Origin of the sequence: Acidovorax delafieldii 2AN, from assembly GCF_000175235.1 — a bacterium.
Taxonomy (GTDB): Bacteria; Pseudomonadota; Gammaproteobacteria; order Burkholderiales; family Burkholderiaceae_C; genus Acidovorax; species Acidovorax delafieldii_B.
The window spans coordinates 1-917 of record NZ_ACQT01000564.1; the positions used below are offsets into that span (position 1 = coordinate 1).

Annotated in this window: 2 protein-coding genes; one reads left to right on the plus strand and one right to left on the minus strand. The window is 67.7% G+C overall.

The genetic code is table 11. The annotated features are described in order from the left end of the window. On the plus strand, positions 1–452 hold a 452-nt coding region (locus ACDELDRAFT_RS23050; protein WP_005801691.1), incomplete at its 5' end, for a BTAD domain-containing putative transcriptional regulator. Here the strand turns inward: ACDELDRAFT_RS23050 and ACDELDRAFT_RS23055 are convergent. Further along, complete coding sequence (locus tag ACDELDRAFT_RS23055) at positions 420–773, minus strand: phage holin family protein (RefSeq protein ID WP_005801692.1); 354 nt, start codon at positions 771–773, stop codon at positions 420–422. The two genes, ACDELDRAFT_RS23050 and ACDELDRAFT_RS23055, sit on opposite strands and share 33 nt — an antisense overlap. Positions 774–917 lie beyond the last annotated feature (144 nt).

Here is a 917-nt window from a genome sequence, read left to right on the forward strand (position 1 = left end):
GCGACGCAGCCGCGCTGCGCCAATCGCAGCGCCTGGCCGCCGAGATCGAGCTGGCGGCAGGCCAGCCCGAGGCAGCGCTGCAGCGCCTTCCGCAAGGTACGGGCCGGCCCGAACTGGTGCTGCGCACCCAGGCCCTGTTGCGGGTAGGGCGCGCCGCCGAGGTGACCTCGGCCCTGCAGACATGGGTGGCCAACCACCCGCACGATGCCACCGTGTGGCAGCAGCTTGCCAGCGCATGGCAAGCCCAGGGCCAACCGCTGCGCGCTGTCCGCGCCGAGGCCGAGTCGCACGCGGCGCGCTACGACTACGCGGCCGCCGTCGATCGCTTCAAGGCGGGGCAAGACTTGGCCCGCAAGAGCGGCAGCGCCGCCGATTACATCGAGGCATCCATCATCGACACGCGGCTGCGCGCGATGGAATCACTTCTGAAGGAACAGGCCGCCGAGCGCTGATTCGATCACCAGGCCCAGCAGCGAATAGATCAGCGAGCCCAGCAGCGCGGCGCCAAAGCCGTTGACGTGGAAGCCGTCCAGCACACCGGCCGCGGCCCAGAACATCAGGGCGTTGATCACAAAGAGAAACAAGCCCACCGTGACGATGGTCACGGGCAATGTCAGCACCACCAGCACGGGACGCAGCACGGCATTGAAGAGGCCGATGACGAATGCCGCAATCAACGCGGACGTGAAGCTCTGCACTTCCACTCCGCTGTAGATGTAGGCCACAAACAGCAGCGCCGCAGCGCTGAGCACCCATTTGAGAAGGAGTTTCATGCGCGCAGAATAGCACCGCGCCCACGCCCGCGCTTGCCGAGAAGCGCTGCGCCAGGTTCTATTCGAGCTCCAGCACGAGCAGCGCGCCCAGCCCAGCCAGCAAGCTGGACACGGTGCCCGGCAACGACAGCCGGCCCCGCGCCG

Excerpts from the sequence above, each read along its gene's own strand:
- ACDELDRAFT_RS23055 (WP_005801692.1), bottom strand. The coding sequence starts at position 773 with ATGAAACTCCTTCTCAAATGGGTGCTCAGCGCTGCGGCGCTGCTGTTT.